Raw genomic sequence first — 8,962 nt, 5'->3', positions numbered from 1 at the left:
AAAAACAAGCAATTTATATTTCGCCTAACAAAAAATCCACCAGAATCATAAAAACTCTGATGGTTTTTTTCTTTTTTTATTAAAGTCAAAATAAAAATGGTATGTTTTTCAGTGCCCTCATCTTGAGGGGTGGGGGTTTTCTTTTGCTTCATTTTCCTGCATAATAGACATATGAAGGTTTCTATATCTTCTAAACTGGCAACCGTTTATTTGTCATGCCCGCCTCTGTGCGGGCTATTTTCAATTCAACTGAACGCCAACGGCGGTCTTTCCTATAAAGTGAAAAAAGACTGCTAATCAGCAGTCTATTAATGTTTTTACAATTTTAACCAAATCTCCATCCGAATCTCCTTAATAAATATTTCCCTTTTCTTTTTAATATTGCTCTCCTCGATCTACTCGAATGACAGCATAATGATTCCCCGGCATTTCTTCTTTTACTTTTTTCTTAATGTCTTCTACTACTTTCTCCTGTTGATATTTTTTCCCATAAGGAATCAGAAGATCAAAGATTACATTCGTATGGGTTGCTCCTTTTACCATTCGAAAATCATGGATAGACAAATCTGGATCATAACCTTTTACAAGATCTTGTACTTCTTTTTTTGTTTCTGTGACTTCTTCATCGTTTGTTACAACTGGATCCATATGAATCGTTGCCTCACAATGATATTCTTCCATTAAGCGCATCTCTATATGATCCATAACATCATGAACTTCCATAATATTCTCTGTTGCTGGCACTTCTGCATGTAAAGATACAATTCTTCTTCCAGGACCATAATCATGGACAACAATATCATGAACTCCAATCACCATTTCATGGCGTAAAACCATTTCTTTAATCTTTGTAACTAATTCTGGATCCGGTGATTCTCCAAGTAATGGATTTAATGTATCTCTGACGGATTCATAACCACCCCATAAAACAAAACATGCAACAACAATTCCTACCACTCCATCGACATTCAGATGAAAATAATGAAAAATAAGCATTCCTCCAAAAACTGCTGCCGTTGAGACGCAGTCATTTAAACTATCAGAAGCCGTTGCTTTCATTGTTTCTGAATGAATTTTCCATCCAATGCTACGATTAAACATATACATCCAGAATTTTACAAAAATCGACACAACAAGAATCATATAAGAAATCCATTGTTCGGAAATTACCTCTGGATGCAATACTTTTCCTACGGAACTTTTAAACAGTTCCACACCCATCATAAGAATTAGCAAAGAAACAACAAGTCCCGAGACATATTCCATTCTTCCATGTCCGAAAGGATGATCTTTATCTGCAGGTTTCCCCGCCATATCAAATCCAACCAAAGTGATAATAGAGGATGCTGCATCTGACAGATTGTTAAAAGCATCGGCAGTAATAGAAATAGCACCAGTAATTACTCCAGCAAAAAATTTTCCTGCAAATAAAAACAGATTACACATAATTCCAACGATTCCTGCCATTTTTCCATAAGCATTCCGTACATTGCTGTCCTCCACACGATCCTTGTTCTTTATAAATAATGAAATTAATAAGTTTGTCATATAAAACTCCTTAAATATAGCAAAAGGGAGTCTTTTAAGACTCCCATTCAAATATTCACCTTTAAGCTTCTACAATTTTTCCTGCAATTGCGGATGCTGCTGCTGTTTTTGGTGATCCAAGATAGATTTCTACTTTGGATGTCCCCATTCTTCCTAAGAAGTTACGATTATTTGTTGCTAATACACGTTCTCCATCCGTCAGAATTCCTCCGGCACGTCCACAGCAAAGTCCACATCCAGGATGCGTGATAATTGCTCCTGCTTTTGCAAGAATCTTCATGTATCCAGCATCAACTGCCTGTTTATAAATCTTACGGCTTGCAGGTGTTACGATCAATTTTACATAGTCTGCAACTTTCTTCCCATCTAAAATTTCTGCTGCTGCCTTCAAATCCTCCAGACGACCATTTGTACAAGAGCCAATAAAAACCTGATCAAGTTTTGTTCCTTCAACTTCTTTTACACCACGGATTTTATCAACCTGAGAAGGGCATGCAACAACAGGCACAAGATCTTCTGCCTGATAAGTAATTGTTTGACAATACTGTGCATCATCATCTCCATAAATCCAATCAACATCTGAAAGATTGACCTTAGAATATTCAGCTGTTTTTTCATCTGGTGCAAATAGTGCTGCCTTGGCCCCAGCCTCGATTGCCATATTAGACATCGTCATTCTTGCAGCCACACTCATTTCATCTACTGTACTTCCTGAAAATTCCAAGGCTTTATAAGTAGCTCCCGCAGCTGTCAAATCACCAATCAATCGTAAAATAATATCTTTAGAACTTACATTTTCAGGAAGTTTTCCATTAATCACAACTTTGATTGTTTCCGGAACTCTTACCCACATCTCTCCAGTTCCAAGAATAGCCGCCATTTCTGTGTATCCGATTCCAGAAGAAAAACATCCAACACAACCATAAGTTGTTGTATGTGAATCTGTACCAAATACAATGTTTCCAGGTTTTGCATAACCACACTCCGTCATCAGCTGATGACAGATTCCGTCACTGTGATGAACGTTTTTCATGCCATATTTCTTTGCAAATGCATCTCCGATCTTAAAATGACGGATATCATCGGTTGTGCTTGCTGGTACCATATGATCATAAATTAAAACAACTTTATCTGGATCCCATAATTTGGTAAATCCCATTTCTTCAAATTTCTCTGCCACAAATGGAATAAAGATATCATGAATCATCACACGATCAACATTAACAGTTACAATCTGTCCAGGTTTTACACGATCAGCACCAATATTTCTGCTGATAATTTTTTCAATCATTGTCTGTCCCATATCTTTATTTCACCCCGTTTCTTTTTTTCATAGCTTCTACCAGTCCACCTTCATTGATGATTTCCATCAGATTATCCGGAAGAGAATGAATTTCATAATCTACACCGTTATGTGTAATTTTCTCACCTAACGTTACTTCAATTGTATCTCCTTCTTTAACTGCATCTTGAATTTTATCGTTTTCAATTAAAAGCAATCCATTGTTAATAGAATTTCGGAAAAAAATACGAGCAAAAGATTTTGCAATTACACATTTAACTTTTAAGGCCTTAATGATTTCCGGCGCCTGTTCTCTAGATGATCCGCAGCCAAAATTGCTTCCAGCTACGATGATATCTCCTTCACCAATCTGTCCAGCTAATTCCGGTCGAAGTGGTGAAAATCCATACTGTTTCATATCTTCTACGGTTGGCAGTGCCAAATATTCTGTCGGAATGATAATATCTGTATCAATATCATCTCCAAGCACCCAAACCTTTCCTTTAAACTGTTCCATATCTCTCTTATTCCTTTTCTTTTATAATTCATCTGCGGTAACAATTTTTCCTGCGATTGCGGATGCTGTCACAGTTGCTGCTGATCCAAGATATACAAAAGAATCCGGATCTCCGGCACGTCCTTTAAAGTTTCTTGTTCCCGTGGAAATTAACACTTCACCTTTTCCAATAACTCCCTGGCAGCTTCCCCAACATACACTACAATTACAATTCATAACCATAGCACCTGCATCCATGAAAATATCAATTAACCCTTCATCTAATGCCTGAATATAGACTTCATTAGAAGCTGGTGCAATGAGAAATCTTACACTATCACTGACCTTTTTCCCTTTTAAAATTTCAGCAGCTACACGAAGTTCCTCAATACGTCCGTTGTTGCAGGAACCAAGAAATGCTTCATCAATCTTCACGTCCCCAACTTCTTTTGCCGCAATCACATCATCAATCTGATGTGGTCTTGCAACAACCGGCTGAATTTCATCAAGATTAATATCATAAACCTTTTCAAAATGTGCATCTTCATCACTCTTAAAGAGATTTTCTGCCTTTCTTCCGCGACTTTCCACGTATTCTACTACTTTTTCATCTGGTTCTACAATTCCAGTTTTTGCTCCTGCTTCTACGGCAAGGTTACAAAGAACCAGACGCTCATCAATATCAAGGTTATGTGCACCTTCTCCGGCAAATTCCATGATCTTATAATTACATCCGTTTGCTCCAACCATACCAATGATGCTAAGCATTAAATCCCTTGCATAAACACCTTCTTTTAATTTCCCATGCAGATTAAAACGAATTGTTTCCGGTACTAAAACCCATGAATTTCCCGTCACCATTGCATACAGAAAATCAGTACAACCAATTCCAGTACCAAAAGCTCCCAATGCACCATAAGTACAAGTATGGGAATCTGCTCCCATGATAAATTCACCAGGGCATACATAATTTTCTACCATAATCTGGTGACAGACACCTTTTCCTTCATATAAAACAATATCATGTTCTTTTGCAAAATTTCTCATTTTTTTATGAGCTTCTGCTGTTTTGGGATTTTCTGCCGGCACATTATGATCCATAATAAAAACCAGTTTATTTTTATCCGCAATTTTAGGATGTTTTAACTGATTATGATACATATCAATCGTTAGATGTGTTGTTCCGTCATTGCTCATCAAGCGGTCTACTTCAATTGTATGAATTTCTCCGGCCTTTACCTGATCTACTTTTGCAGCTCTTGCAATAATCTTTTCTCCAATGGTCATTCCCATGTTCTTATTCCTCCCCTTCATTTAAGAAATTAATCAATCCACCGTGATCTAGAATATTCTGCATATAAGGTGGCAATTTTGTACATGGAAGGGTTTCTTTCTCTGTCTTAATCCATCCTTCTGAAAGATTAATATCGATGTTATCTCCATCTTCTACTTTTTCATACAAATCTTTACTAATAATAACTGGCAAACCAATGTTAATGGAATTACGATAAAAAATACGTGCAAAGGATTTTGCCACAATAGCCTTTACGCCTAATGCTTTTAACACGCTTGGAGCCTGTTCTCTAGATGATCCACATCCAAAATTTTCTCCTGCTACAACGATATCTCCCTCTTTTACTTTTTTTGCAAAATCTTTGTCGATGGATTCAAAAGTATAAACTTTCATCTCCTCAATATTCGGCAATAATAAATATTGTGACGCAATAATCTGATCTGTATCTACGTCATTATGAAACTTAAATACACGTCCCATTGATATTCCTCCCTGTTTTTTATAATCATTTACTTTTTAGAATACTATAAAATCGCAAAAAAATCTATGTTTCCTTCCTATTTCCTGCAAAATAAAAGATACCAATTTTGAATTTTCCTATTCTAAATCGGCATCTTTATAAAATCTTTTTTATTTCTTCCGTAACCAAATTCCCTTCCAGGTATATGGGCTTAACAATACAAGCATTGGGAAAATTTCCAATCTTCCAGCCAGCATATCAAAAATCATAACAATCTTTGATAAATTGGAATACGCATTAAAATTTGCTGTTGGCCCAACCTTTGCAAGTCCTGGTCCTACATTATTTAATGTTGCAGTAATCGCTGTAAAATTTGTTGTAAGATCAAAATTATCAAGAGATATTATCAAGATAGAAAACATAAAAATAAAACAATATGCTACAAAATAAACATTCATTCCACGAATGACTTCATGTTCCACAACTCTTCCATTAAATTTTACTTTTCTTACCGTTCTTGGATGTACATAAGAGAGTAATTCTTTTTTTACTGTCTTAAGCATCATCACAAGACGAGAAACTTTGATTCCTCCACCCGTACTTCCTGCACATGCTCCGGAAAACATCAACATAACAAGAATAAATTTTGAAAATTCTGGCCACTGATTAAAATCCGTTGACGAATATCCAGTCGTTGTAATAATCGATGACACCTGAAAAAAAGACTGACGAAATGCTTCTTCCAGCGTTGGAAACAAATGACGAATATTATAAGTAATCATTAACACCGATGCTCCAATAAAAAGAAGGTAATATTTTAACTCTTCATATTTAAAAGCATCTTTAAACTTTCGGATTAAAATAAAATAATATACTTTAAAATTAACTCCAAACAGCATCATAAAAATGGCAATTACATATTGTATATATGGTGAATACGTCGCACAACCAGAATTTAACAGACTAAATCCACCCGTTCCTGCAGTACCAAAGGATAATAAAAGGGAATCAAACAGACTCATTTTTCCAAGCAGTAAAAGAAATACCATCACGATTGTCATAAAAATATAAATTTTATAAAGAATCATCGATGTCTTTCGAATTTTGGGTACTAATTTTCCAACCGATGGTCCTGGACTTTCTGCACGCATCAGATGAATATTCTGCCCACCAGTCAACGGCATAACAGCAAGTACAAAAACAAATACACCCATACCACCAATCCAGTGTGTAAAACTTCTCCAAAATAAACTACACCTTGCTAAAGATTCAACATCCGGCAAAATACTTGATCCCGTTGTTGTAAATCCAGAAACAGTTTCAAACATAGCATCTACCATTGACGGAATATCACCATTGATCACAAATGGAAGAGCTCCAAAAAAACTTAAAATAATCCAACTGACTGCAACTGTTACAAAACCTTCTTTTACATAAAAAACTGACTTTTTTGGTTTTTTCATAATTAGCAATAATCCAATTACAAAACATAAACACATGACAATCCAAAAAGAAAATCCTTTTTTTTCCTGATAAATTAAAGCAGTAATGCATGGGAGAGATAAAAATGCTCCTTCAAAGATCATTACCAATCCTATTACATACCGAATCATAGAAATATTCATATCCTCGTGCCCCCATTACCCTTTTTTCAAAATATCCTTCACATCATGCAAGCCCTTTTTGGTCGTGACAACCACTACCAAATCATCTTCCTTCAACTCATCTTGTCCTTTTGGTATTGTAGCTTTCCCATTTCGATAAATACTACAAATCAGCAAGTTTGAAATGATTGGAAGTTCACAGATTGGTTTCCCAATAACTGGTGATCCTTTTTGAATATGAAATTCCAATGCCTCCGCTCTTCCATCCACCAATTTATAAAGGTTCTCAATATTACTTCCTATAGAATTTTGTTTTGCACGCACATACTGTACTAAATATTGTGCCGTCAAATATTCTGGATAAATCATACTTCCAAGTTCCAGACGTTCAATCATGGCACTATAATTTAATTTCTGTACCTTCGTAACCAGTTTTGCATCTGACTGACTCTGTACATAAAGCGAAAGGAAAATATTTTCTTCATCATGATTTGTAAGAGAAATAAATGCATCACATTCTTGTATTCCTTCTTCCAATAAAAGATCATGATCCATACCATTTCCATGAATAACTACAACACGTGGGAGAGTTGTACTAAGATTCTCACATGTATCATAATCAATATCGATTAATTTTACATTGATTCCACTTGACACAAGCAATTCCGATAAATAAAATGCAATCTTACTTCCTCCAACAATTATGGTATCATGAACTTGATTTCCCTTTTCCCCAATCTTACGGAAGAAATCCATCGCATGATTTGGTCTTGCCACAAAAGAAATAAGATCTTTTTCTTTTAATTCAAAGATTCCAGACGGAATGATTAATTCTTTCTTTCGTTCTACCGCACAAATAAGTACTTCACAATTTAACTGATCACTTACATCAATCAAATTCATACCATTTAGTTTTGAGCCAACTGGAATCCGATATTTCAGCATCTCAACCTGTCCTTTTGAAAATGCATTAACTTCTACCGCAGATGGAAATCTTAATAATCTTGCGATTTCAGAAGCTGCTCCAAGTTCTGGATTTAATACCATTGAAATTCCCATTTCTTCTTTAATGAAATTAATTTCCTGATAATAAACCGGATTTCTTACCCTGGCAACTGTCTCACAATTTCCAGCCTTCTTAGCAATTAGACAACACAATAGATTCAATTCGTCTGAATTTGTCACTGCAATAACGATATCTGCATCTTCTATTCCAGCTTCCACTAAGATATTGTAACTAGCACCATTTCCAATAACACCTAGAACATCGTATCTATTTGCTAATTTTTGAACGATGTCTGCTTTTTCATCAATGATTGAAATATCATGATTCTCACCGCTTAATTCCTCTACCAGCGTTGAACCAATCTTTCCACATCCAACAATGATAATATTCATCTTTTAACCTCTTAATTTAATAAATAATAGATTCTTTTTTGAACCTTCAGCTTATTCTATCATACCCTATGAAAAAAACAAAAAGGGGCTGTAAAAAAACTCCCTTAGAAAAAAGTCGCCCAGACCGTGAGGTTGATATGTACCCCTTTTACTGGACATCCAGTAAAAGGGGTATTTTTATGCGTTATACTTACGAATTTAAGAAAAAAGCTGTTGAATTGTATCGCCAAGGAAAATGGTATCTGTTCGTTACGAGAGATTGAAAAGTTTTGTCGGAACGACATTCGTTACCTGTATCTTCTTGATGGAATGAAAGCACCTTCTTTTGCTACTTTTGGTAACTTAATTCGAAATGAACTGACAGATTCTGTCGAGCAAATATTCACAGACATTAAGGCATATATTTTTGCCAAAGATCATGTGGATCTGCAGCATACATACATTGACGGCACAAAAATAGAAGCAAATGCGAATCGTTATACTTGGGTATGGAAAAAATCTTGCACAAAAAACAGACAGAAAGTTTTTGAAAAAATTTCATTTTTAATTGATTCCATGAATCAGGAAGTGCTTGGGTATCTTGGAATAAAGATTGAAAAACGTGAAGTGTATGCGGTTGATTATGTTTCTGAACTACTACTGATGTACAAAAAAGCAACCAAACTTGATGAAAGCTCGTTTGTTTTCGAACGCGGTCATAGAAAAGATATTCGGCAAAAACAATTCGAAAAGTTGCAGGAATACCAGGAGCGTCTGAAAACCTATGCATGTCATATAAAAATTTGTGGCGAAGAAAGAAACAGCTATTCCAAAACAGATCATGACGCTACTTTTATGCGCTTGAAGCGCGATTATATGGGAAACGATCAGCTTCTTCCAG

Annotated in this window: 7 protein-coding genes and 1 pseudogene; 1 reads left to right on the top strand and 7 read right to left on the bottom strand. The window is 35.5% G+C overall.

What is annotated here, in order from left to right:
• Window positions 1–375: 375 nt before the first annotated feature.
• The 7 genes from KQI71_RS12145 to trkA form a co-directional block, all read right to left on the bottom strand.
• Window positions 376–1,548 carry a cation diffusion facilitator family transporter gene (locus KQI71_RS12145; RefSeq protein WP_216436383.1) on the bottom strand — a complete coding sequence of 391 codons (1,173 nt, stop codon included), beginning with the start codon at window positions 1,546–1,548 and terminating at the stop codon, window positions 376–378.
• 61 nt (window positions 1,549–1,609) lie between these two features.
• Window positions 1,610–2,851: a 3-isopropylmalate dehydratase large subunit gene (locus KQI71_RS12140; protein WP_216436382.1), complete on the bottom strand. Its 1,242-nt coding sequence runs from the start codon at window positions 2,849–2,851 to the stop codon at window positions 1,610–1,612.
• 4 nt (window positions 2,852–2,855) lie between these two features.
• Complete coding sequence (locus KQI71_RS12135; protein ID WP_216436381.1) at window positions 2,856–3,347, bottom strand: LeuD/DmdB family oxidoreductase small subunit; 492 nt, start codon at window positions 3,345–3,347, stop codon at window positions 2,856–2,858.
• Between the two features lie 21 nt (window positions 3,348–3,368).
• Window positions 3,369–4,619: a 3-isopropylmalate dehydratase large subunit gene (locus KQI71_RS12130; protein WP_216436380.1), complete on the bottom strand. Its 1,251-nt coding sequence runs from the start codon at window positions 4,617–4,619 to the stop codon at window positions 3,369–3,371.
• 4 nt (window positions 4,620–4,623) lie between these two features.
• Entirely contained in the window at window positions 4,624–5,100 is a 477-nt protein-coding gene (locus KQI71_RS12125) for a LeuD/DmdB family oxidoreductase small subunit (protein WP_216436379.1), read from the bottom strand.
• A 150-nt stretch (window positions 5,101–5,250) separates the two neighbouring features.
• Window positions 5,251–6,705 (bottom strand): TrkH family potassium uptake protein, encoded by a 1,455-nt coding sequence (locus KQI71_RS12120; RefSeq protein WP_216436378.1) that lies wholly within the window; start codon window positions 6,703–6,705, stop codon window positions 5,251–5,253.
• Between the two features lie 15 nt (window positions 6,706–6,720).
• Window positions 6,721–8,082 carry a Trk system potassium transporter TrkA gene (gene trkA, locus KQI71_RS12115; protein WP_216436377.1) on the bottom strand — a complete coding sequence of 454 codons (1,362 nt, stop codon included), beginning with the start codon at window positions 8,080–8,082 and terminating at the stop codon, window positions 6,721–6,723.
• Between the two features lie 231 nt (window positions 8,083–8,313).
• Here trkA and KQI71_RS12110 point away from each other — a divergent pair.
• Window positions 8,314–8,962, top strand: a pseudogene (locus tag KQI71_RS12110) (transposase); the annotation flags it as partial.

Origin of the sequence: Anaerostipes sp. MSJ-23 (assembly GCF_018918155.1) — a bacterium.
Classification (GTDB): domain Bacteria; phylum Bacillota; class Clostridia; order Lachnospirales; family Lachnospiraceae; genus Anaerostipes.
This window is presented reverse-complemented; position numbering and strand designations above follow the sequence as displayed.